The 23,677-nt window shown below is 33.0% G+C and carries 27 protein-coding genes and 1 pseudogene; 25 read left to right on the forward strand and 3 right to left on the reverse strand.

The features are described from left to right. Positions 1-83: 83 nt before the first annotated feature. A complete protein-coding gene (locus EC501_RS01525; protein WP_122970531.1) occupies positions 84-1,562 on the forward strand; it encodes an aldehyde dehydrogenase family protein in 1,479 nt (492 codons plus the stop codon). Between the two features lie 111 nt (positions 1,563-1,673). On the opposite strand, the gene EC501_RS01530 is transcribed toward EC501_RS01525, so the two are convergent. Then, positions 1,674-3,419: a B12-binding domain-containing radical SAM protein gene (locus tag EC501_RS01530; protein WP_122970532.1), complete on the reverse strand. Its 1,746-nt coding sequence runs from the start codon at positions 3,417-3,419 to the stop codon at positions 1,674-1,676. A gap of 440 nt (positions 3,420-3,859) precedes the next feature. Here EC501_RS01530 and EC501_RS01535 point away from each other — a divergent pair, with 440 nt between their 5' ends. From EC501_RS01535 to EC501_RS01550, 3 genes and pseudogenes are all read left to right on the forward strand, one after another. Further along, on the forward strand, positions 3,860-4,567 hold the full coding sequence (locus tag EC501_RS01535) for a DNA alkylation repair protein (RefSeq protein WP_122970533.1): 708 nt from the start codon (positions 3,860-3,862) through the stop codon (positions 4,565-4,567). Positions 4,568-4,799: 232 nt separating this feature from the next. After that, a pseudogene (locus tag EC501_RS01540) lies at positions 4,800-5,274 on the forward strand (DinB family protein). 615 nt (positions 5,275-5,889) lie between these two features. Beyond that, positions 5,890-7,332 (forward strand): DHA2 family efflux MFS transporter permease subunit, encoded by a 1,443-nt coding sequence (locus EC501_RS01550; protein ID WP_421930379.1) that lies wholly within the window; start codon positions 5,890-5,892, stop codon positions 7,330-7,332. A gap of 237 nt (positions 7,333-7,569) precedes the next feature. Here EC501_RS01550 and EC501_RS01555 read toward each other — a convergent pair whose 3' ends face one another. After that, a complete protein-coding gene (locus EC501_RS01555) occupies positions 7,570-7,872 on the reverse strand; it encodes a helix-turn-helix domain-containing protein (RefSeq protein WP_158599655.1) in 303 nt (100 codons plus the stop codon). A gap of 442 nt (positions 7,873-8,314) precedes the next feature. Here EC501_RS01555 and EC501_RS18595 point away from each other — a divergent pair, with 442 nt between their 5' ends. The 17 genes from EC501_RS18595 (at position 8,315) to EC501_RS01640 (ending at position 21,241) form a co-directional block, all read left to right on the forward strand. Continuing rightward, positions 8,315-8,869 carry an MFS transporter gene (locus EC501_RS18595; protein WP_241559248.1) on the forward strand — a complete coding sequence of 185 codons (555 nt, stop codon included), beginning with the start codon at positions 8,315-8,317 and terminating at the stop codon, positions 8,867-8,869. 13 nt (positions 8,870-8,882) lie between these two features. After that, entirely contained in the window at positions 8,883-9,512 is a 630-nt protein-coding gene (locus EC501_RS18600) for an MFS transporter (protein ID WP_338322878.1), read from the forward strand. A 199-nt stretch (positions 9,513-9,711) separates the two neighbouring features. Then, positions 9,712-10,545: an SPL family radical SAM protein gene (locus tag EC501_RS01570; RefSeq protein ID WP_122970537.1), complete on the forward strand. Its 834-nt coding sequence runs from the start codon at positions 9,712-9,714 to the stop codon at positions 10,543-10,545. A 176-nt stretch (positions 10,546-10,721) separates the two neighbouring features. Further along, positions 10,722-12,317 (forward strand): ATP-binding protein, encoded by a 1,596-nt coding sequence (locus EC501_RS01575; protein WP_338322877.1) that lies wholly within the window; start codon positions 10,722-10,724, stop codon positions 12,315-12,317. After that, positions 12,314-12,994, forward strand: coding sequence for a response regulator (locus EC501_RS01580; RefSeq protein ID WP_122970539.1), 681 nt, complete (start codon positions 12,314-12,316; stop codon positions 12,992-12,994). The genes EC501_RS01575 and EC501_RS01580 overlap by 4 nt, the downstream gene beginning before the upstream one ends. Before the next feature lie 40 nt (positions 12,995-13,034). Beyond that, positions 13,035-13,529 carry a hypothetical protein gene (locus EC501_RS01585; RefSeq protein WP_122970540.1) on the forward strand — a complete coding sequence of 165 codons (495 nt, stop codon included), beginning with the start codon at positions 13,035-13,037 and terminating at the stop codon, positions 13,527-13,529. Positions 13,530-13,777: 248 nt separating this feature from the next. Beyond that, positions 13,778-15,070 carry a CitMHS family transporter gene (locus EC501_RS01590; RefSeq protein ID WP_122970541.1) on the forward strand — a complete coding sequence of 431 codons (1,293 nt, stop codon included), beginning with the start codon at positions 13,778-13,780 and terminating at the stop codon, positions 15,068-15,070. Between the two features lie 155 nt (positions 15,071-15,225). After that, on the forward strand, positions 15,226-15,642 hold the full coding sequence (locus EC501_RS01595; RefSeq protein ID WP_122970542.1) for a BlaI/MecI/CopY family transcriptional regulator: 417 nt from the start codon (positions 15,226-15,228) through the stop codon (positions 15,640-15,642). Positions 15,643-15,644: 2 nt separating this feature from the next. After that, on the forward strand, positions 15,645-16,493 hold the full coding sequence (locus EC501_RS01600) for a M56 family metallopeptidase (protein WP_122970543.1): 849 nt from the start codon (positions 15,645-15,647) through the stop codon (positions 16,491-16,493). A 52-nt stretch (positions 16,494-16,545) separates the two neighbouring features. Continuing rightward, positions 16,546-17,190: a DsbA family protein gene (locus EC501_RS01605; protein ID WP_122970544.1), complete on the forward strand. Its 645-nt coding sequence runs from the start codon at positions 16,546-16,548 to the stop codon at positions 17,188-17,190. After that, the gene (locus EC501_RS01610) at positions 17,183-17,584 is read left to right on the forward strand and encodes a disulfide oxidoreductase (RefSeq protein ID WP_122970653.1); all 402 of its coding nucleotides are present in this window, start codon (positions 17,183-17,185) and stop codon (positions 17,582-17,584) included. The genes EC501_RS01605 and EC501_RS01610 overlap by 8 nt, the downstream gene beginning before the upstream one ends. Before the next feature lie 25 nt (positions 17,585-17,609). Continuing rightward, positions 17,610-18,149: a thiol-disulfide oxidoreductase ResA gene (gene resA / locus EC501_RS01615; RefSeq protein WP_122970545.1), complete on the forward strand. Its 540-nt coding sequence runs from the start codon at positions 17,610-17,612 to the stop codon at positions 18,147-18,149. A gap of 250 nt (positions 18,150-18,399) precedes the next feature. Then, positions 18,400-18,621, forward strand: a complete 222-nt coding sequence (locus EC501_RS01620) for a transcriptional regulator (protein WP_122970546.1) — start codon at positions 18,400-18,402, stop codon at positions 18,619-18,621. A gap of 144 nt (positions 18,622-18,765) precedes the next feature. Then, positions 18,766-18,981 carry a hypothetical protein gene (locus EC501_RS01625; RefSeq protein WP_122970547.1) on the forward strand — a complete coding sequence of 72 codons (216 nt, stop codon included), beginning with the start codon at positions 18,766-18,768 and terminating at the stop codon, positions 18,979-18,981. A 184-nt stretch (positions 18,982-19,165) separates the two neighbouring features. Continuing rightward, positions 19,166-19,825 (forward strand): SDR family oxidoreductase, encoded by a 660-nt coding sequence (locus EC501_RS01630; RefSeq protein WP_122970548.1) that lies wholly within the window; start codon positions 19,166-19,168, stop codon positions 19,823-19,825. A gap of 132 nt (positions 19,826-19,957) precedes the next feature. Continuing rightward, positions 19,958-20,665: an MBL fold metallo-hydrolase gene (locus EC501_RS01635; RefSeq protein WP_122970549.1), complete on the forward strand. Its 708-nt coding sequence runs from the start codon at positions 19,958-19,960 to the stop codon at positions 20,663-20,665. A gap of 9 nt (positions 20,666-20,674) precedes the next feature. Beyond that, the gene (locus EC501_RS01640) at positions 20,675-21,241 is read left to right on the forward strand and encodes a TetR/AcrR family transcriptional regulator (protein ID WP_122970550.1); all 567 of its coding nucleotides are present in this window, start codon (positions 20,675-20,677) and stop codon (positions 21,239-21,241) included. Between the two features lie 71 nt (positions 21,242-21,312). Here the strand turns inward: EC501_RS01640 and EC501_RS01645 are convergent, their stop codons facing one another. After that, on the reverse strand, positions 21,313-21,843 hold the full coding sequence (locus EC501_RS01645; protein ID WP_122970551.1) for a GNAT family N-acetyltransferase: 531 nt from the start codon (positions 21,841-21,843) through the stop codon (positions 21,313-21,315). Positions 21,844-22,012: 169 nt separating this feature from the next. Between EC501_RS01645 and EC501_RS01650 the strand changes: the two genes are divergently transcribed. The 4 genes from EC501_RS01650 (at position 22,013) to EC501_RS01665 (ending at position 23,450) form a co-directional block, all read left to right on the forward strand. Next, complete coding sequence (locus tag EC501_RS01650; protein ID WP_122970552.1) at positions 22,013-22,219, forward strand: hypothetical protein; 207 nt, start codon at positions 22,013-22,015, stop codon at positions 22,217-22,219. 39 nt (positions 22,220-22,258) lie between these two features. Beyond that, positions 22,259-22,489, forward strand: a complete 231-nt coding sequence (locus tag EC501_RS01655) for a hypothetical protein (protein WP_122970553.1) — start codon at positions 22,259-22,261, stop codon at positions 22,487-22,489. Positions 22,490-22,571: 82 nt separating this feature from the next. Then, a complete protein-coding gene (locus tag EC501_RS01660; protein WP_122970554.1) occupies positions 22,572-22,979 on the forward strand; it encodes a hypothetical protein in 408 nt (135 codons plus the stop codon). A 138-nt stretch (positions 22,980-23,117) separates the two neighbouring features. Continuing rightward, on the forward strand, positions 23,118-23,450 hold the full coding sequence (locus tag EC501_RS01665) for a hypothetical protein (protein ID WP_122970555.1): 333 nt from the start codon (positions 23,118-23,120) through the stop codon (positions 23,448-23,450). Positions 23,451-23,677 lie beyond the last annotated feature (227 nt).

The following is a 23,677-nucleotide window of genomic DNA, read 5'->3' on the forward strand; positions in this document are numbered from 1 at the left end:
AAATTGTAAGGTATATAATCGTAACACAATTATGGTAGAACATAATTGTGTTAAAAAGTAAAAAGTTATGGAGGTAATACACAATGACTAAGGAACCAATTACAGTTCATGCAATAATTAATGGGGAAAAAATTAAAACGGAAAAGACAATTCCGAGGGAAAACCCAACTCATCCAGATGAAATTGTAGGTTATGCTCCAAATAATACAAAAGAAGAAACGATTCAAGCAATCGATGCAGCATATAACGCCTTTAAAAATTGGGCTTGGACTGATGTAGATGATCGAATAGAACGAATGAAACGTGCTATTCAAAAATTAAAGGATTCGACAGATGAAATAGCCGAATTATTATCCCGTGAACATGGTAAAGCTCTTTATGATGCAAAAGGAGAAATTGCTATATCCATCATGTGGATGGAATTTGCTTGTGACCATGTGAAAAAGGTAGTAACGCCAGAAGTTAAGGAACATGAAAATGGTAGAACGATTATTACCTTTGATCCAATCGGTGTTGTATCTGCCATTACACCATGGAACTATCCAATTTCCTTATCAACGATTAAAATTGCACCAGCACTTTTAACAGGGAATACAATGGTTTTAAAACCAAGTCCTTTTGCTCCGTTAGCAGTTAGTCGTGTAACAGAAATAATTGCCAATGAATTCCCACCAGGTGTGTTAAATTTAGTTAACGGGGATGCGGAAGTAGGAATTGAGTTAACATCAAATCCGAAAGTAGCGAAAATCGCCTTTACAGGTGGGACAAACACTGCTAAGCACATAATGAAATCCGCTTCAGAAACAATCAAAAAAATGACATTAGAACTCGGTGGAAATGATGCTGCGATCGTGTTGGACGACTTTGATGTTAACGACGAACGTGCATTACGTCGAATGGTTATTTCGAATTTCTTAACTGCAGGACAAATTTGTATGATTGCAAAAAGAGTCTATGTGCACCGCTCCATTTATGATGCTTTTGTTGAAAAATATATTGAGGCGGCAAACAAATGGATTCGAGTAGGAGATCCTTTCCATCCAGACGTTACAGTAGGTCCGGTTAATAATAAAAATCAAGTGAAATACGTAAAAAGTTTAATTGAAGATGCAAAAAATAAAGGGGCTAAAATAATTCCGTTAGGGGAAGTATTAAATCCTGAATTAATGGATAATGGTTATTTCCTACAACCGACCCTTGTATTAGGTGCAGATTATCATGATCCGATTGTTGTAGAAGAACAATTTGGCCCAACTGTACCAATTCTTCCTTTCGATGATGAAGAACAAGTTATCGAGTTACACAATGAAAGTATTTATGGTTTAACAAGTTCGGTTTGGGGTGAGGAAGAACATGCTATTAAAGTAGCTCGTCGCATTGAAGCTGGTACAACAATGATTAATACAGCTGCTGTTCAAGGGTTAGATGTTCGGTTCCCATTCGGAGGCGTAAAACAATCTGGAGTAGGAAGGGAATATGGGGAAGAAGGATTAAAATCTTATACTGAAACCCATGTCATTAATATTCCAAAAAATTTAGAATTACCATATATTCCTGAATAAAATAAAAACAGTTGGAGAACAGGTCTCCAACTGTTTTTATTATTAATAAACTTAATGCTGTAGCTTCTTGGGGGAATTGTTAATTCGATCTCTGCTTGTAAAATTCTTAAATTATGCATGTACTTTTTCAAGAGTTGCAAAATAAGGCTCCATTCCAGCGCGGAAGTAAGCGAGTAAATATCCTTCTTTTACTACAATTTGTCCATTTTTGAAAGCTTCATAATCTAGTGCAAAAGGAATCAATAAAGAATGTTTAAAGAATGCCTTTTCACTAAGGTCAAATTGGGCAAATTCTTCACCGGCAAGGGTTGGATTTTCCTTTAATATATTGTATATTTCTTTTTGTTCTTCCCGTGAAACCCGTTCATCCCACCATAATTTTCGCGGTTGGAATTGTTGTTTTGATAAATAATCAAGCTGCATTAAACTGCGAACGATATCAAGATTTACATTAGGTTGAGTAGCTAAAAACGCTTCTAACCTTTTAAACAAATCTTCGAGCTGGTGCCCAATTCGGGACCATCCTTTTTCTTCCCAATAAGTACCGAAGTTTTGGAAGAAATCAAAGGGAGTTTCAAAACTTTCCGTTACGAGGTATTCAATTGTATTATCCATTCGATGATCATTCCAATATTTCTCAAGTACATCTTCTGCCTGTTTAATTCGAACAATATCATCAAAAGTTAACACGTTATTAGAGAAAATTTCATAAGGTGCCACATCGACATACGTATAACCATATTTTTGTGCCTCTACACGCAGACCTGTCCCACGTAAAAGTTTTAAAAATCCAAGCTGTAACTCTTCAGGTCGCATCGCAAATACATCGTTAAAGGTTTGTCGGAAGCTATTATAGTCTTCTTCTGGGAGACCGGCGATTAAATCTAAATGTTGATCGATTTTGCCACCTTCTTTAACCATGGTTACTGTACGTTTCAGTTTTTCAAAGTTTTGACGACGTTTAACAAGTTCATTAGTTAAATCGTTTGTTGATTGAACACCAATTTCAAAGCGGAATAAACCTCTTGGTGCATTGTCATTTAAAAATTGAATTACTTCTGGACGCATAATGTCTGCTGTTATTTCAAATTGGAAAACGACACCAGGCACATGTTCATCGATTAAAAATTGGAACATTTCCATTGCATAACTACGACTAATGTTAAAGGTACGATCGACAAATTTAATCGTTTTTGCACCATGGGCCATTAAGTACCTTATATCCTCTTTAATTTTTTCCCGATTAAAGTAACGGACGCCTACTTCAATAGAAGATAAACAAAATTGACAAGAGAACGGACAGCCACGACTTGTTTCGATATATTGAATTCGCTTACCAAGATGGGGAAGATCTTCTTCGAAACGGAATGGACTAGGAAGTTCACGTAGATCAACTTTTTTCGGTTGGGCATGGATTTTCATTTTGCCCTCTTGTAAATAACAAATTCCCGGTACATCTTCGATGGCGATTTCACCATTGAAATATTTTAATAATTGTTTAAAAGATACTTCACCTTCACCCATTACGATAAAGTCTACTTCTGGTAGTCGACGTATCCAATCATGGACATCATAGGAAACTTCAGGCCCACCTAAAACAATTTTTGTTTGTGGCGATACGGTTTTAAGCATTCGAATGACGCGAATTGTTTCTTCGATATTCCAAATATAACAGCTAAATCCAACAACATCCGGCTTGTATTGATAAAGATCGGACACGATGTTAAATGCAGGGTCTTTTATCGTATATTCAACAATTGTCGGATCAAATTCCGGTCTAGCTGATCCTTTCAAATATCGTAACGCCAAGTTGGTATGGATATATTTGGCGTTTAAAGTTGTTAATACTATATTCATCAATGAATACTCCTTTATATATACAGTTACTATATCTAACTATATGATTTTAGCAGTAATAATGGATTTATGCTACAAAGGTATTATAGAAATCAATAGAATAGGCTACACTTTGATTTGAGTCTAGAAATAATTACCAATCTTAAAGCGGTAATTCATTTTTCTACATTTTTACCATCTTATTTTAAATTGTTTACACACCTTTTGTTCCTATTATTTCCAACTTATGAAGGTTTTAAATCTTTAATTAACTATTTTTATATAATCGTCGCAGATTTAATCGTAAATGTACGATAGAATATGGTACTGTTGAAATAAATAAAATTTGTAAGTTATTTAAAGGTACACTTGGATTATAGTGAAATTAAGAAGTATGAAAAGACCTTAAACAATAGTCTAGTTGATTACAAAAGGAATCTATTAAAGGAGGAAATACAACGATGGATTTTGAAACCGTTATGATGGAACTAGAATCCCTAGGTAAAGAACGAACGAAGAAAATGTACATATCTAACGGTGCCCGTGAGCCTCTTTTTGGCGTCGCAACCGGTGCTATGAAACCTATTGCAAAGAAAATAAAAATAAATCAACCTTTAGCAGAACAACTATATGCAACGGGAAACTATGATGCAATGTATTTTGCCGGTATTATTGCAGACCCAAATGGTATGACGGAATTGGATTATGATCGTTGGATGGACGATGCCTATTTTTATAAGTTGTCCGATTATGTAGTGGCAGTTACTTTATCAGAATCAGCCATTGCTCAAGACGTTGCTGATAAATGGATTGCCAGTGGTGATGAGTTGAGAATGTCGGCAGGTTGGAGCTGTTACTGTTGGCTTTTAGGAAGTCTTAAAGACAATGAATTTTCCGAAAGTAAAATTTCTCGTATGCTTGATTTGGTAAAAAATACTATCCATCATTCACCAGAAAGAACGAAATCGGCAATGAATAATTTTTTATACACTGTAGGAACTTCCTATTTACCATTACATGAAAAAGCTCTTTTAATTGCTGAGGAAGTAGGAATTGTAGAAGTAAAAAGGGATAGCAAAAAATCTAGTTACTTAAATGCTTATGAAAATATTCAAAAACAAAAAGAAAAGGATAGACTTGGATTCAAACGGAAGTATGTTAGATGTTGATATTTTAATAAAGGACGCATTTCTAAAATAGAAATAGCGTTCTTTTTTATTTCCAGTCTTTATAAAGCCATCTTCATTTTCATGTGAAATGTAAATATGAGAATTGAAATTAGTAATAAACCTTAGATGTACTCTAGTTCGAATAAAAGAGGACATTTGAGTTACTTTGTAGAATAAGATGACATTGTATAGATATGTATGATACTAATTTAAAGGTAAGGGAGTGTTGGATATAGTTCATGCAAAAGATATTTTAACGGATCAATTATTAGCAAATGCAAATGACCCCAGTTGGTATGAACCTTTTTCAGTTGCTGTAGAAAATTTGTCTGAGGAGCAAGCCTTTTGGAAGCCAAACGAAGATAGTAATAGTATTGCTGAAATCGTGCAACATTTACTTTATTGGAATCAAACATGGCAAACAAGGTACGAAGCATCGCATGTTGATGCTGTTCCTTCAATAGGAAATAATGATAATAGTTTTATAATTCCTGAAAATTTTATTTTTAACGATTTAAAAAAAACAACTATTAGAAGTACTTATACGGTGTGAAAAGTTATTAACTGATGAAAAGATTGAATCTGATGTAAAAGGTTTCCCAGAAGTTGTAAAGTGGTGGCAAGTGCTTGGGAATGTTTCAACTCATAATGCCTATCACATCGGTCAAATTATATATATTCGAAAGATGCTTAAAAACTGGAAATAGAGGAAATATAAGAGTGAAAAATTCTTTAAAGTTATTAATCGGGCGCTATTCTTTTATAAGAAGCGCCTTTTTCAATTTATTTCAGAATGACAGGAGCAATAAATTTTAATATGTGAGGATCATTGTGTTAAATTATATAAGGGCTATTGAGGTGTAACAGAGTGCGTGGGCAAGAGTTGAAAATCAGGAGATTTTTTTGATTATAAAAACCGATGAACTAATTATTTTCTTTGTTATGGTAAAAATAATATTTATGGTTGAGTTAAATTACGACAATTTATTTTTTTATGAAGTACTTGTAAAACTTGTTATTTTTTGTATACTTTTTTATTCCATACAAGTATAATCAACTCGGAGTATGGAAGAAAAGCACTACAATTATGCTTTATTTGACAGAAAACATCTACACTTTAGTTATTATGGGATGTATTAGCTATTTAGTAAAGATGGCGGAACTTTATGAAACACATAAGAAATAAAGGATTTGAAAGGTGTTTTACATATGATACAAGTAAAAAAAGAAAATATATAGGCTTTAACCCTACACCAATAGCATTACTTTTAAGAACATGATTTTCATAACAATTAAAGGGGGTAAAAATGATGAACATAGACATGTCCGCAAACAATGGTTCGACCATTGCAAAAAATAATATTAGAACAGTACCTATTATCGTTTCGTTCCTAATCGCGGGCTTTATTGGACTTTTCAGTGAAACGGCATTGAATATGGCATTAAATAGTCTTATTACTGATTTTGGAATTAATGAAACTACTGTCCAGTGGTTAACAACTGGTTATTTATTAACGTTGGGGATATTAGTTCCCGTTTCAGGTCTAATTTTACAATGGTTTTCGACTAGACAATTATTTATCACTTCTCTTATTTTTTCGATTATTGGTACTTTTATTGCTGCTCTTGCACCAAGCTTTACGGTTTTAATGATCGCTCGTGTCATTCAGGCAGTAGGGACAGCACTATTATTACCTCTTATGTTTAATACCATCCTTGTCCTAATTCCACCGCAAAATCGTGGTAAAATTATGGGTTTAATGGGATTGGTGATTAGCTTTGCACCAGCTGTGGGGCCAACAATTTCAGGCTTAATTTTAAAATGGTTAACTTGGCATTGGATTTTCTGGATTTCATTACCGTTATTAATTGTAGCAATTGTATTTGGAAGTTTCTTTATGCAAAATGTTACAACACCAACTAAACCAAAAATTGATATTTTATCTATCCTATTATCCACAATTGCTTTTGGAGGAATTGTTTATGGATTTAGTAGTGCAGGAGAAGGTGGAGGTTGGGGCAGTTTAGAAGTAATCATTGCCTTAGTATCAGGTGTCCTAGGTTTATTATTATTTGCTATTCGTCAGTTAACAATGAAGCAGCCAATTATGAATTTAAGTGTATTTAAATATCCTATGTTTGTAATTGGTTTAATTCTTATAGTTATCGTTATGATGGTGATGCTTTCTTCTATGATCCTATTACCACTGTATTTACAGACTGTACTTGCACTTAGCACATTTACAGCAGGATTACTTTTACTGCCAGGTGGATTAATGAATGGATTGCTATCCCCATTAATGGGTGGACTTTTTGATCGATTTGGACCTAAGTGGCTAGTAATTCCCGGTTTCGTATTAGTAATGGCAACATTATTTGGTTTTTCTACAATTGACCTAGATACTTCCAAAGGTTTCATTATAGGTTTACTGATTGTTTTAATGATTGGTGTATCAATGATTATGATGCCAGCGCAAACGAATGGATTAAATCAATTGCCACCAGAGTTATATCCACATGGAACAGCTGTTATGAATACTTTGCAACAAGTAGCTGGAGCAATCGGTACAGCAATTGCAATTTCATTATTATCGTCAGGAACTAATGATTATTTAAGTAATCCTGTAGATGCAACGAATCCACTAAATCCTTTATTAGCATTTACAGAAGGTTTACACAGATCATTTACTTTTGCTATTATTGTGGCTGTAATTGGTTTAGTTATTTCTTTCTTTATTAAACGAGTGAAAGTAGAGCATAGTTAATTAATTAATGGTCAGCCATGAAAAAAATGCTCCTTTGTTTAGCAATAATAATGTTTGATATGAGTTCAGTTTTATATTAACTCATGTCTTTTAATATAAAAGCCGGGATTATATATCCCGGCTTTTTCCTTTCCAAAAGAAATCTAGTACTATTCTTTCTTTAGATTATATCATTTTAAATTAATGATCCCATGTCAACTCACCTAATGTTAATAGGGATTCTATTAATAACAATAGTTAGGAAGCTGTATGAAAGTCTTTTAAATTTTTACCTGTTAATTCTTCTATTTTTCTAATTCGATATTGGATTCCACCCATTGATAAGGATAAGTCTTTCATCGTTTTTTCAAGATGTCTTCCATTCACTAAATAAATATAAAGGGAATAAAGTAAATCTTTATTTTTATTATCTTCGCATATTAATTTCCCTAATTCATTTTGTGCAGTCTGTCGAATGCTTTCTATATTCGAATTGGATAGAAAATTACCAAGTAAACCAAGTTCCTCAAATTGAATAATATTTTGCGAACGGGGTAACAAAGCTGCTCGCTTTGATTGATGTAAATGATCGATAAAGTTTGTTAAATTTGAAAATTGCTTACTTATACCTATTTTATATGGTACGTCGGGATTGTGGAAATGATTACCCGTGATCTATTGGCAATTGGAACCCATGTCACATCTTTATACGAAGATGCGATAGATGCTTATGGTAAGCATTTATTTGATTATCCTTCGCCAGTATTAGGGTAAGAATAACGAAAATAAAAAGTGAATCGTATTTTTAAGAAGGGTATCATACTTTTTCGATAGTAAGAATATTAAATATAAGATAGCAAAACTTTTTATTTAAAAGAAGGTCTTCATTTGTAATTAAACAAAGGTTTAACTAAAAGAGTGTTTCATGATAAGGAAGTTGTAAACATCTCATTGTTTAGGGATATTTACAACTTCTTCTCATTGAACAAAAAGGATGTGTACCATGCCTGGTCACTATAAGTTTACTTTATATTTATTAATGTTTTGTATGTTTATTACGATGGGCGGATTAGGAATCATTGTCCCTGTAATGCCGGCATATTTAGAAATGTTTGATGCAGGGGGAAGGATATATGGTTTATTAATTGCCACCTTTTCTTTCGCACAGTTTGTTTTATCTCCTTTCATAGGTGAACTATCAGATAAATATGGTCGGAAAAATTTTATTATTATAGGTTTGATATTTTTCGGTAGTGCCCTCATATTGTTTGGACTTGCAAATTCTTTATGGTTACTTTTTGTTTCACGATTAATTTCAGGCATTGGCGCTGCGTTTGTGATGCCAACAATATTGGCCTATGTTGGTGATGTTACGCCGTTGGGAGAACGGGGAAAAGGTATGAGTTTAATCGGCGCAGCAATTAGTTTAGGGTTTACAGTAGGGCCTAGCATAGGGGGGCGGTTTATCAGGAATTACTTTAGAATTCCCATTTTATTTTGCTGGTTCAATCGCATTAGTTGCGGCAGTTGTTTCTTATTTTGTTTTACCGAATGTTGAACAAAAATTGAATGTGCCAGCAGGTAGACCGAACCAAAATACTTTTCATCAACTAATCTCTTCTTTTAAAGTTCCATATTTTGTTTTTTTAATCGTTGTATTTACATTCAGTTTTGGGATTGCCAATTATCAAGCTACTATGTCACTATATTTAGATGATAAATTTCAATATACACCTTTTTTAATTTCAGTCATTTTTACTGTTGGTGGATTTGCAGGTGTAATACTTCAATTGTTTTGGATGGATAAATTATTCCTTCGCTTTGGCGAAATGAAAATTATTTTATTTCATTTAGTGGTAGCCTCGATTACCCTTGTACTATTAATTTATGTAAATGGATTTTTCATAATATTAACTGTTGCCTCTTTAAACATGATTGCTGCTACTTTCATTCGTCCGGCAGTTAATACAGCAATTAGTAAAATGGCGGGGGATGAACAAGGATTTGCTGCTGGAATGAATAATGCATATATGAGTTTAGGGAACATGGTCGGTCCGATATGCGCGGGAATGTTATATGATTGGAAAATCGATTCACCCTATTTATTTGGAGCCTTTGTATTATTCAGTTGTTTCATTCTGACTTATTTTTGGTCGATGAAAAAATCTGCCCAACAAAAATTACAATCATCGAATCCATAATGGAGATAATAGGAATAAACTGATTTCTGTATGAAAGGAATCAGTTTTTATGTGGAATTTATTTAATTAGGAAAACAATAAATTTATAGTTTTTTTCATATAATTGTATTTTTATTAGAAAGCTACACACTATTGGGTTATATAATCAAATTAAAATCTTTTCTCTAAAAATAATATCCTTCGAGAAAGGAGTCTATAGATGGGGATTGAAATAAAAGAGATTTTATCAAAGAAAATATTGACGGAAGCAAAAGGTTATCTAGATGTTGGATTTACCCATTCTCTTAATCCGTACAGTGGTTGCGCCTTTTCATGTAAATACTGTTATGTAAGGGAAATGCCCATTCAAAAATTCAACGAAATTCCATGGGGTGAATGGTTAAATATTAAATTAAATGCAGCGGAAAATTATCGTAAGGAAGTCATCAAAATTCGGAAGAAACAAGATCCTTTGAATATTTTTATGTCATCAGCAACAGATCCGTATCAGCCGATAGAACGCAAGGCACACATAACAAGAAGCATTTTAGAAGCAATGATTGAATTTCCACCCGATTTTCTTCAAATTCAAACTCGTAGCCCTTTAGTTACAAGGGATATGGACTTGTTACTAAAATTAAAAGAAAAATGTAAAGTTGTCGTATCTATGACAATTGAAACAGACCGAGATGACATTCGGAAATTATTTGCGCCATTTTCTCCTAGTATAAATTTACGTTTACGTGCTTTAGAAGAACTGCGTAAAGAGGGTATATCCACACAAGCTTCCATTTCACCTGTATTACCATTTACACCTGACTTCCCAAAGGTTCTAGAAATAAGAGCGGATACTATTTGGATTGACACATTAAATATTGGGGATGGGGCGATGGGAAAACGTTCAGAAAGATTAGGGATGCCACAACTATTTGAAGAGCATGGTCTATCCAAGTGGTATCGAAAAGACATACACGAAATGGTTGCAAAATATTTTAAAAAATTCCTTCCAAAAGACATTATTCGAGTATCAAAAAATGATGCCTTCCCACGATGAAAAGCTTGTTTGTTCAAGCTTTTTTATTTTTCACTATAATTTAATGAAGGAGAAATCTTTTTGAATCTCTCTCTTTATATGTACCAATTGTTTATAGATTATAAATAGCAATCAATTGATAGAATATTTATATTCTTATAGAATTAACAATAAATGATTAAAAGAGGATGCGTTATATGAGGAGAGTATCAATCCAAACAAAGATTTTAGGATTAACATTATCATTAAGTTTTTTAATTATTCTCCTATTAACTTCTTATTTTACCTATATGCACGGTAAACAAATAGCAGAAGATCGAGGTCGCTTAGCATTAGAACTATCCAAATCCGTTTCAATGATGCCAACAATTATCGAGGCGTTTGAAAGTGACAATCCATCGGAAATGATTCAACCCGTAGTAGAAAAAATTCGTCAAAAAACTGGAGCAGAGTTTATTGTAGTCGGTAATAAGGAAGGGATTCGTTACTCCCACCCACAAGAATCAGAAATTGGGAAGAAAATGGTAGGTGGGGACAGTAAACGGGCAATTGAAAAGGGTGAATATTATATTTCGGAAGCTCGTGGTTCCCTTGGTCTTTCAATGCGAGGTAAATCGCCTATTTTTAATCAAAATGGTGACATCATCGGAGTCGTATCAGTTGGATTTTTAGTAGAAGATATAGAAAAACAAATATTTAAAAATATATCAAAAGAATTGGTCATTTCGTTATCCGCTCTAATTGCATCTATTATAGGAAGTTTTTTACTTGCGAAAAGTATTCGAAAAGATACTTTAGGATTAGAGCCTTACGAAATTGTTAATTTATATAAAGTGAAAAACGCTGTATTACATTCCGTACAAGAAGGAATTTTGTCAATTGACAAAAATGGAATCATTACTTCCATGAATCAGCGAGCTAAAAGTTTACTTGGTATAAAAGGTTCTGTCCGTCACTTAAAAGTCGATGGTTTATTTCCATCAAATTATTTATATGATGTGTTAAATTCAGGAGAGCCCCAATTCGATAAAGAGTTAACATGGAAAAATAAAACGATAATCGTCAGTTGTACACCGATAAAAGATGAAAAAAGTGTGAATGGTGTCGTTGCTGTATTTCGTGAAAAAACAGAAATCGAGCAAATGATAAATACACTTTCTGAAATGAAAACTTACTCGGAAGAGTTAAGGGCGCAAACCCATGAATTTACGAATAAATTATATGTGCTATCAGGGCTTTTACAATTAGGTGAGTATGATGAAGCAATCGAAATGATTCAAGGGGAAACAACGGAGTTAGAGTTTCAGAACCAAATCGTGTTTGAACAAATTAGGGATACGAAAGTTCAAGTCATTTTATTAGGGAAAATAGGGAAGGCATCGGAGAAAAAAATACTATTTGAAATAGCTCCAGAAACTTATATCGACAAACTTCCTGATCATATTAGACTTTCTCAGTTGACCCTTATACTTGGAAATATAATAGATAATGCATTTGAAGCTGTTTCTGATATAGAAAAACCAGTTATTAAATTTTTCGCGACAGATATTGGTGAGGATATTATTTTTGAAATAAGTGACAATGGAAAAGGAATAGCAGATGAAGATATGCCATCCCTTTTCGAAAGGGGCTTTAGTTCAAAAGAAGGGGAAGACCTAAGGGGATATGGATTGTCAAACGCTGACAAATCGGTAAAAGAACTAGGCGGTATTATTGAAGTCCAAAATGGCAAAGAGAACACGGTATTTACAGTGTATCTTCCGAAACAGCTGCAAGGAGGGGAAAAACAGTGAAATTAAAAGCAGTTATCGCAGAAGATGACTTTCGTGTAGCAGCTATTCATGAAAAGTTTTTAGGAAATTTTGAAGGAATTGAAGTTGTAGGGAAAGCACTTAATGGAAAAGAGACAATTGAAATATTAAAAAAAGAGAAGCCAGATTTACTTTTACTTGATGTATATATGCCCGACCAACTGGGAACGGATTTGCTACCTAACATTCGTAAACAATTTTCGAATTTAGATATTATTATGATTACAGCAGCAACCGATAAAGAGCTATTTACAAAGGCACTGCATTACGGAGTAGAATATTTTTTAATTAAACCGGTTAAGATGGAACGGTTTAATGAAACAATTGAAGAGTATTTGAATAAACATCAGCTTTTGCAATCAAAACAGGAAATAGATCAAGATTTTGTTGATCTCATATTGAAAAAATCTGCTCCCTCTACTACGACAAAGGAAACTGCATTACCGAAAGGGATTGATGAAATTACCCTCGTAAAAGTGAGAAATGTTCTGGAGAATAGTAAAACGAGTTTATCGGCTGAGCAAGTAAGCGAACAAATTGGCGCTTCTCGAATTACTGCAAGACGTTATTTAGAATATTTAATCACTGTAAAGGAATGTAAAGCAGAAGTCGTCTATGGTGTAGTTGGAAGACCTGAACGAAGATATTGTAAAATTTAAAGATATTGTATTTTCTTCAATGGTGAAAGGGAGGATGAAAATGTTAGAAAATGGAGATTTACTTATTTGGGAACCACTTCAAGTGAATCCCTTTGATCGATTTCATGCACCAATGAATCTAGTATCTATGCATTTTGAAGGTGATTTTGTACTGAAATTTAATACGTTTAACAGTTCAATGGAGTATGTATTTACTTACAAACAAAGTCAATCCAATTATTACGCTATTCGTCATTTTCGTATTCTCGAAGAGTTTATAAGGCATGATGTTGAAATATTAATTGATCAATTTCGTTTAAAAAGGGAATCGCTAGGTCTACCTAAATTAACATATGACTCTACTTTTTTTAAAATAGAAAATTCTAGCTTTTTATCTTGGTATCGAAGCATAGATCCATCCTTCCCATTACAAGAAGATTGCTGTGTGGAACATCATTTATATATTACAACGGATTATTTTATTGATGTATTAAGTGAACAGCAACCTAATATTACGATATCTACTAAAAATGAAAGCGGTAATATATTAGAATAATATTCCCTTTTACATATTTGTGGGCACTTTTAATGGTGCCCACTTTTTATATTGTAATAAAGTTTCTGTATTTTCATGTTCGGACATAATATTCCGTTATTCCGTGAACACAATGAACAAAAGTTTCGTAATGTTCTTAAAAAACATTATTTTGCAATCGCTTACAAACTAACTTTTCTCCTCTACAATTTATTTAAAGGGAAAATAGTAGATTGTTATTTTACTTCATAAGGGGGAGAAGAAAAAATATGCTAGCTATATTAGGATTTTTAATGATTATTGTATTTATGGTTCTAATTATGACCGGACGACTTTCAGCAATGATTGCATTGATTATGATCCCAATCGTCTTTGCGTTAATTGGTGGGTTCGGTAGTGAAATGGGACCGATGATGTTAGACGGAATTAAAAGTGTAGCACCAACAGGGATCATGATTTTATTTGCCATTCTTTATTTTGGTACATTAATTGATGCCGGGGTTTTTGACCCAATCATTAATACGATTCTTAAAATTGTAAAAGGTGATCCTGTTAAAATTGCCATCGGTACAGCGATATTAGCCTTACTTATTTCATTAGATGGCGATGGCACTACTACATATATGATTACTATTTCAGCGATGCTTCCATTATATAAGAGAATTGGAATGAGACCGATACTATTAGCGGGTATTGCAGTTTCTGCTTCTGGGGTTATGAATTTATTACCTTGGGGTGGACCAACAGCACGGGTTATGTCCGCTTTAAATTTAGAAATGTCTGAAGTATTTACACCAGTTATTCCTGCAATGGTCGGCGGGGCTCTTTTTGTACTGTTTATGGCGTTTATTTTAGGTCGAAAGGAAAGAAAGAGAATTGGAGTGATTGAATTTGATTACCAAACAATCGCTCAACTAACGGCTACTGTAGATGAGAACAATTTAAAACGTCCAAAATTGATAATTTTTAATTATGCATTAACGATTGCTTTATTAGTTGCACTAATTATGGAGTTGTTACCACCAGTTGCATTGTTCATGCTTGGATTTGCAATTGCAATAACAGTTAACTATCCAAAAATGAAGGATCAAAAAGAACGTATAGCAAATTATGCGGATAATGCATTGTCTGTCGTATCGATGGTTTTTGCAGCAGGTATTTTTACAGGTATTCTTTCAGGTACAACAATGGTGGATGCCATGGCTAATTCGGTTATCCAATACATACCAGAATCTATGGGGTCCCATTTTGCTATCATCACAGCTATACTTAGTGCTCCTTTTACTTTCTTTATGTCAAACGATGCTTTTTACTACGGTGTCCTACCGCTACTTGCTAAAGCAGGAGCTGTATATGGCATTGATCCGGCATTAATTGGTAGAGCTTCACTATTAGGTTTACCAGTACATTTATTAAGTCCATTAGTTCCGTCTACTTATTTATTAGTAGGGATGGTTGGAGAAGATTTCGGGAAATTCCAACGCATCTTCTTAAAATGGGCTTTCGGATCGACAATTGTTATGGTGATCGTTTGTCTTGTATTAGGTATCATTCCTTTTTAAACTAAATTTTTTAAATAAAGTTCGTAAGATAACGGTAGTGAATACTATCGTTATCTTTTTTTTTTTATAGATTATCAATTGAATTTAATTACGAACACAACTTCTTGACTCAAAAACAATATAACACTACAATGTGTAATGTGAGGTGGTAAATCGTGTTGATTCGAAAATTTAAAATGAAGGAAAGTGGCTTAAACCGCTTTTTTGGACCGCTTGAAGCAAAAATTATGGACATATTATGGAATGTAGAAAAAGAAATGACCATTAAAGATGTTCAATTTGAGTTGGAAAAAGAGAAGTCTACTAATTTTAATACGGTAATGACCGTCATGAATCGTCTAGTTGAAAAGGGGATTCTTCGAAAAAAAACGGTAGGTCGTTCTTCTGTTTATGCCCCTGTTCAAACGAGAGCATCTTTTTTGAATGAACAATCGAAGGAAATGACTCATGAATTAATGGATGAATTCGGGACTGTTGTTGTCAGTCATATGTTAGATGCGCTTGAAGATGTTGATGAAGACCTTGTATCAAAACTTGAACAAAAAATTAAAGAATTAAAAAAGGAAAAATAACTATGTCAAAACGTCGCGCAACCATTACATATATAGTTCCATTAGCCATATCAAGTATTATTTTTGTTCAAATGGGATTATACATCCTTTCGATAATGGGTATTTGGAATTCAAAGTACAATTTAGTCGTTGCTTGTCATAGCCTTTTAAAAGCCATTGGTCTTTCGTCACTTCGATATGCATTAGATTTACTCGTTTTTTATACGGTACTTTATTTAATGTGGAAAATCGGCTCCCAACTGATCAATAGTTGGAATTTGAAGCGGAAATTTAAACAATATCAAGATATTACCCTCACAAATGACTTTAATTTAATGTATCAAAAGGAAAGGGACGATATTGTTGTTATATCGCACCCAGTTCCACTTGCTATTACAATGGGGTTTATTAAACCTAAAATTGTGATTTCAACAGGGGTAATTAATTTGTTAACGGAAGAAGAATTACGCTCGGTTATATCCCATGAATTTTATCATTATAGAAATCGTGACCCACTAAAAGTATTTTTAATCTCTTTATGTGCTTCTACAATGTGGTATATTCCGATTTTACAATGGTTTACCCAACAATACCGAATTATTCAAGAAATATTAGCAGATGATTACGCCATTAAAAGGCAAAATACACCGGTTTATTTAAGTAGTGCATTGTTGAAAATGATTAAAGTAGGTAAGCAACATAAAATGCCTTTTGCATACGTATCCTTTGCAGATACATCTGTAAATTATCGAATTGAGTACATTTTGAATCCATTAAAAAATATAGAATGGAAGATTCCTAAGAAAGAGTCCTATATTTCACTCTTTATCTTCCTATTAATTTGCTTATTTTTTATTTACGCTTTAGCGTAAATTTTTTACCCCATTACACTACATTATGTAGTTTGAATTAGGAGTGTTTCAAATGTCTAAAAAAATATTTTGGATTATCGGCATCATTGCTGTTTGTTTAATTGGTATTATCGTGTTAACAAATGTTCAAACCGAATCGGCTAAAATTGATTACGAAGGGCAGCCTTATTTAGGAGAAGAATCTGCACCAGTCGAAATTGTTGAATTTGGAGATTATAAATGTCCCCACTGTGGAGAATTTAACAGTTCATTTGTTCCGTTTATAAAAGAGGAATTTGTTGAAACGGGAAAAGCCAAATTTTACTTTATGAACTATTCATTTATTGCTTTTGATTCAACGATTTCTGCCCAATTTGCTGAAACAGTATATAAAGAACTTGGTAATGAAACATTTTGGGAATTCCATGATTTATTATTTGCAAACCAAACAAATGCGTCAGGAAAAGAGAATGTATTAACCGAAGAGTTTTTAAAAGCTATATTATTAGAAGTTGCTTCACTAGAAGAAACGGAGAAAGTAATAGAAGCGTTCAAAAATGATGGGGGAACAAAGGCACTAGATCATGACATGGGAATTGCAAAAGGCTTAGGTATTAACTCCACACCGACTATCTATATCGGGGGAGAAAAATTCACAGGACAAACTTTAGACGATTTTAGAGAAATGGTAGAGGAAGCGGCTAAAAATGATCAATAAGTCAATATTATTTGCATGGATTACCTCTATTATTGCGATGGGGGGAAGTTTATTTTTTAGTGAACAAATGGGTTTTATACCATGTACCCTCTGTTGGTATCAACGGATCTTAATGTATCCCCTTGTTATTCTATTAGGAATTGCGTTCTATAAGAGCGATAAGGAAATTTACAAATATATTTTACCTTTATCAATTATCGGAATGGCAATGTCAAGTTATCATTATACGATACAAAAAATTCCAGCCATGCAAGAATTTCATACATGTACAAGCGGTGTTCCATGTTCTGGCCAATATATTAATTGGTTTGGATTCGTTACCATACCGTTTTTAGCACTGAGTGCATTTACAATCATTACGATTTCAATGATTGTCCTTTGGAAAAGAAAATAACGTATACTGAAAGGAAATTATGAACATGGATAAAAAGAAAAAACGTCGTTATTTACGAGCTGTTATTCTTGTCATTTTGTTTGGCGCCATTGTATTTACAATCTACTCAACTTTTACAAAAGAAAAAGTTGAAGTATTGCAAGAAGGGGATATGGCTCCTGATTTTGAATTAGTGGATATGAATGGTCATACCCATCGACTATCAGATTATAAAGGGCAAGGTGTTTTTCTCAACTTTTGGGGGACATGGTGTAAACCGTGTGAAAGTGAATTTCCAGTCATTGATCATTATTATAAAACATATCAAAACGATGGTATTCAAGTATTAGCTATTAATATTGCAGAAACTGATTTCACAGTCCAAAAGTATGTAGAAAATAAAGGGTTAACATTCCCAGTACTTATTGATAAATCGAAAAGTGTGATGTCAACGTATAATATCAATCCGTTACCAACCACTTTTTTAATAAACCCTGAAGGAGAGATTGAAAAATTTATTACTGGGGAAATGACGGATGAAATGATCTTAAACAACATGAAGCAAATTATGCCAAAGGATATTTAAAGGAAAAACTTTGAGAGGGAGACTTCTCGAAGTTTTTTCTTTTTCCTTGAAGATTGTTTGATTGTTTACAAAAAGAGATGTGTAGATATTAAAGACTTACTTACAAACAGGTATCATTATTATTTTATACGAATTTGTTCTGTAACCAAACCAACACTTTTTTAGCAATAATTACTATTGAAAATAGGGAACATTTGTTCTATCATTTAAATTAAACAAGAACGAGTTTCATGAAAAAGGAGTTGTATCAATGAAAGAACAGTTACTGAAGGCAATGAAACGTAATCAACTAGTTGAGATGATGTACATTTCCAAAGCAGGGGAAATTACAAAACGCCGTATTAAAGTTCTCAAAGTATCGAATGATACATTTGAATCGTACTGTTTTCTTAAGCAAAGTAAAAGAACGTTTATCATTCAGAATGTTCTTGCATTGATACCAATTATACGAAAAGAACGAGATGTTATCTGACTAAAAAATGATGAATTTTAAAGCTTTTAAATAATGTTTATTGTTACTTACTATGATTGTTTTTACACTTCTAATAATCAAGGAAGATGAAAAAACTATATTTTTCAATTCATTGGGCATATTACAATTTAGAGGTGATAAATAGTGAATAAGAAACAAGAACAAAACAAACAAAGGATGAACGTAGAATTAGGTGGAATGGATCTGTTTGGAACAACTTCCAATGCAGAAGTCGGTGGCTATAAAGCTTCTGGAGATATTGAAAATGCGGGAAGATTAGATAAAGGTTTTCAAAAAGTGGAAGATGATGATCTTACTCCAAACGCTTCTATTAAAGAAGGGAAACAAAAAGAGTATTAACTTTATTTCCCGTTGTAAAAATAGCTATTTCATTAGGCGGATTTTCCTAATGGGGTAGCTTTTTTTATTAGATGTATGAATAAATAAAGTATAAGTACTAACCCTTATTATTAGTTTTTTATCTCTTATGTCTATATCATGAAAACAAATGAAGCTCGTTCATTAAGAAAGGGAGAGACAACACATGAATGTATTAGTCATAGGCGCAAATGGTCAAATTGGGCAACATGTAATCAGTAAGCTAAAAATATCAGAAAAACATAATCCAATTGCAATGGTACGTAAAAAGGACCAGCAACTAAAATTTGAAAAAGAAGGTGTTCAAACAGTTTTAGTAGATTTAGAAGGAAGTATTGATCATATTGTTGAAGCAGCAAAGGAAGCAGATGCAATTGTATTTACTGCGGGATCAGGAGGACATACAGGTGCCGATAAAACAATGATGATTGACTTGGACGGAGCAATCAAATCCATGAAGGCTGCGAAACGTGCAGGCGTAAAACGTTTTATCATTGTTAGTGCAATCGGTATCCATAAATGGCACGAAAACAATCATCCTGGATGGATGGATCGTACACCTTATTACAGTGCGGCAAAATATTATGCAGATCTCTGGTTAGAGAATAGCGGACTCGATTATACAATCATTCGCCCTGGGGGATTAGTTAATGAGCAGGGAACTGGTAAAATACAATTGGGTAATGATCTTGAGATGGCTTCAATTCCTCGTGAAGATGTAGCAACTACAATCGTTGCAGCATTAGAACATGATAATACAATTGGTAAAGCATTTGATTTAACCAGTGGTCAAACTCAAATCGAAGAGGGAATTAAAAGCTTATAGTTTATGTAATAATCTGTTAAATCCATTGTTGTACTTACAAAGGATTTTTTAAATATTTCTGAAAAAACACTTTCTAAAACTAATGGTATTAGTTATAATAAAACTAATATCATTAGTTTTTGGAGGTTAATGGTGAAATTAACGAAAGCGAATCATATTTATCAACTTACGTTTTTACCTAGTTTTTTCCCAGTTAACTGTTATTTTGTAGAAGAGGAAGATTATTTTACTTTAATTGATGCAGGCCTACCTTTTAGTAAGAAAGATATATTGAAAACCGCTTCTCATTTAGGAAAGTCGATACGTAAAATTGTTTTAACCCATGTTCATAGTGATCATATTGGAGCCCTTGATGGGTTGAAAGAGGAACTTCCGGATGTGGAAGTTTTCATCCCGAAAAGGGAGTTAAAGATTTTAAACGGAGATCTGTCGTTAGAAAATGGGGAAGGGGAAATGCCCATTAAAGGAAGTATTCCAAAGAATATTAAAACAGTACCAGATCAATTAATAGAAGATGGAGATCAAATAGGTTCCATCAAAGCTATTCACTCACCCGGTCATACTCCGGGAATGATGTCGTTTTTAGATATTCGAGATAATACGTTAATTGTAGGAGATGCATTCCAATCAAGGGGAGGAATTGCTGTAGCAGGAGATATTCGTTGGAGTTTTCCATTCCCGAGCTTTGGGACATGGAACAAAAAAATCGCAATTGAATCTGCTGAAAAATTATTAACATATAATCCATCTGTACTTGCGGTAGGGCATGGAAATTTAATCTTTGACGCTGAAGAGAAAATGAACCAGGCAATTGAAAAGGCAAAAAAATCAATAAAGTAGGGAAAAACGATGTCACCACGTTCTGGAATAAATCAAGAAGTAATCATAAATAAAGCTGTAGAAATCGCTGAAAAAGAAGGGATGGAGGCAGTCACGATGGCAACATTGGCAAGGGAGTTGTCCATTAAATCACCATCCCTTTATAATCATTTCAAAGGTTTAAACGAAATAAAACTAGCTCTAGCTATGAAGTCATTAAACCTTTTTTATCAATATTTAAAAAATGCTACTTTAAATCAAAAGAATGGACCTGAAGCGATACGCGCAATTGGAAAAGCATATATAGAGTTTGCGTATCAGCATCCCGGATTATATGAAGCGCTAATATCATCACCAGATTCAACATGTAAAAACATCCAAATGGCTGAAGAAGCTATAGTAAATTTAATAAAGAAACCTATCGCTGTTTTTCCATTGGATGAAAAAGAACAAATTCATGCTGTTAGGGGATTAAGAAGTTTACTCCATGGATTAGTAGATTTAAAACGAAAAGGTGGGTTTAATCTGCCACTAGACTTCGAGGAATCTTTAGAAGTGAATCTCGAAATATTTATTAAAGGACTTAAGATTGATTAATAATGTAAGTGACATAACTTATAAAAAAGAATACCGATATTTCATTGAAAGTTGAAATATCGGCATCTAAATTAATCTGATTTTAGTTTAGAAAAGATGGTTAAATCGATCAATTGACCTTTTGACTTCTCTGCTTGTCTAAGTGTACCTTCCATTGTAAAGTTTAACTTTTGTAGCACTTTAATTGAATTAACATTTTCTGGCTCAACCTTTGCTTCAACTCTATTGAAATGAAGAGTGTGAAATGCATGTTCAACAAGGGCAGAGATTGCTTCTGGAGCGTAGCCTTTACCCCAATGTTCTTTAGCTATTTCGTAACCAATTTCCGTCTTTTCATTTTCAAAGTCGAATGAATTATAACCACAAGAACCAATGATTTCATTTGAATTTAATTCGATGATAGAAAAACGAATAGCTTGTTTCTTGTTTGCTAGTTTATCAAGATGATAGATCATTTCCATAGCTTGGCTTTTTTCTGTAAAACCGTCGATGTTCATAAATTTAGTTACTTCCGGATCAGACCAAATTTTAAATAAACTAGATGAATCGGAAGTCCTAACTTTTCTTAAAAGCAACCTATTTGTGTACAATTTAGTAATCAATACTCTTACCTCCATATAATATTTGACGAGTAAAAAATATTGATCTCTATCTGTGCATAGTTCAGTCCCTTCTATTCAATATGATTCTATTATAGAGGTAGAAATAGAATATGAACACATAAATGAATGTTCAAAACTATATATCAACAAATTTAATAGGAGAGTCCTCATGAAAGGAAATGTTTTTATGTCTATGAATTTTTTCATTATATTTGGTATTGGTATTGGTATTTATTTAATGGTTTATAGCTTTATGGAAAATATAGAAGTAAGCACTGGAATTCCAGTTATATTAGGTACTTTAATAGGTTATTCTATCTATTCAACATATGAACTTACAAAAATGAGAAGGATTTTACTCGAACTTGTTTTCTAATAGAAGAATAGTTATTAAATTTTAATAGGAGATGTATAAATGACTATTAAGTGGTATAGTGAGAATTTAATATTTGATAGTTTACACGAAGCCGATGTATGGGCAGATTCAATAGCCAATGAAATTTGTGCAAGATTATATGATGGTTATATTACACCCGATTATAAAATAGCGTATGCTTTAGCTTTTCGATTAGCTGAATTCCAAGAATTAAGAGTAATCACTAAAGCTATGAAGGATGGGTATAAAGTTTGGGTAATTCCTTCTTAACACAAATATTCTACTTAATAATTAAGGATGGAAAGTATTTATAGTAAGAATTCAAATAGTTCATATTTTGGGGAGATTTAAGATGTATAAAAAGTTAAGTACGATTGATTTTCACTATTTTATTGGTCAAAAGATTACGGAAGTGAATACAGAAAAGAATGTGCCCTTTGGGATGGAATTTGAATCTGGGAGCTTAATTATTGAATGCCCTTGGAGGATACTAACTTCTAATGAAGTTGTAATTGGATACTCGGACTGTTTACAATCGCCTGATCAATACTCCTATAAAGAAGTAGAAAAAATACTGACAGGAAAAAGAATAGTAAATATTTTTCATTTTGAACATATATCTGATTTAGTGTTAGAGGCAGAAGGGAATATATATGTTGAGTTATTCCACGATAGTAATTATTTTGAAGGTTGGCAGTTACGAGGAGACAACGAATTTTATTTAGTATCCTTACCTGGAGGTTCTTATGCGGAATTTTAAACCGTTAAATTGACTGTCGTTAATAAACTTATTAACCGATATGTATCAATCTATATTATGGAATAAAACTATAAAAGTGTAAATTTATGTTAAAATTAAAACGATAATAATTTTATTCTTTAATATAGGGGTACAAACATGGGGTATGTAAAAATAGGAGTATTAGTCTTAATGGGAACATTATTTTTAACAGCTTGTACTGAAGAAAAACTTGTTCAAAAAAATGAAGATGAATTGTCTGTTAAAGAAGCAGCAATTAATGATATACCCATAGATGATGAGTTTACCCTATTTGAGTTGACGACTGAAGAAAGAGAGATCTACACTAATTTTCAAAAAGATTTAAATATTGAACATCTAAGTGGATTGGATTCTGTAAGTGTTGCCAAGTTATATGTTCAAGCTGTGGTAGATAAAAATTATGATGTTAAATACGCCTTATACACAGACAGGGAAGAATATATTCTATGATCAAAAGAGGAAGATCAAAATATTCCTGAATCTGATAGAGGTTCAAAAGAACAGCTTATAAAGCAGTTTAGTAATATTGACAATGGAACATTCATTCAAACTAGTGATTATGAAGGATATATTGAATATGACACAGGTGAAGGGATGAAGGGCTTCAAAATGGTTAAAAATGTAGATGGAACTTGGCAAGTGTCATTTTTGCCTATTCAATAGCTAGAATAATTGTG

Source organism: Lysinibacillus halotolerans (assembly GCF_003711845.1).
GTDB lineage: Bacteria > Bacillota > Bacilli > Bacillales_A > Planococcaceae > Ureibacillus > Ureibacillus halotolerans.